Here is a 645-nt window from a genome sequence, read left to right on the forward strand (position 1 = left end):
ATGAATTAACTATAAAGATTCTCGACTATCCTGAAGTAAAGTGGGATGGGGAAGGTATTTTAAAAACGGGGTGCATAAATCCTAATAGATGGATTGATATTTATTTTATATCGACAATTGTGCGTGATAAACCAAGTTTAGACGCATTGGCAAGCTTTCCCATTTCTCTAATGAAGCAGAGCTCTACCAAAGCGGGTGAGCTGTCTTATATGCTAGTAGACGTCATTCAGTCGTTCCACAATCGCACATCGGATTATCCTGATAAGCTGGTTGCAGCAATGGACGCAGCGGTAGCTCAAGGGGATAACTGGGCGTTGGAAATTGCGATGGGGATCCTAGAAACCTTCGCAGCGCTCACTACTAATATTGGTTATGATTTTGAGGAAGTGCTCGTTAAAAACCTACATTTCCAAGAGAAATACCAAATGAGGCTCGATAAGCCAGAGGACTTGATTTCTATAGAAACTTTCATCTCTTTCCCTCTACTTGGTATGGCTTGTATGTGGTACGACAAAGGTAACTGTTTATCTGTTGAAGCCGGTTGGCTTCCTCCTTATCTTGTTGAAGGGTGTTGGCTAGAAGATGTAAAAGTAGGGAAGATCACACGATAAATTATCATTTATATAGAAATTCAGTATATAAGCC

At 40.5% G+C, this 645-nt stretch carries 1 protein-coding gene; it reads left to right on the forward strand.

All coding sequences use genetic code 11. The annotated features are described in order from the left end of the window. Positions 1-611: immunity 49 family protein (locus tag R7Z47_RS25310; protein ID WP_318130824.1), on the forward strand; the 611-nt coding region annotated here is incomplete at its 5' end. Between the last annotated feature and the right edge of the window lie 34 nt (positions 612-645).

Source organism: Vibrio sp. 1641, assembly GCF_033339995.1.
Taxonomy (GTDB): Bacteria; Pseudomonadota; Gammaproteobacteria; order Enterobacterales; family Vibrionaceae; genus Vibrio; species Vibrio alginolyticus.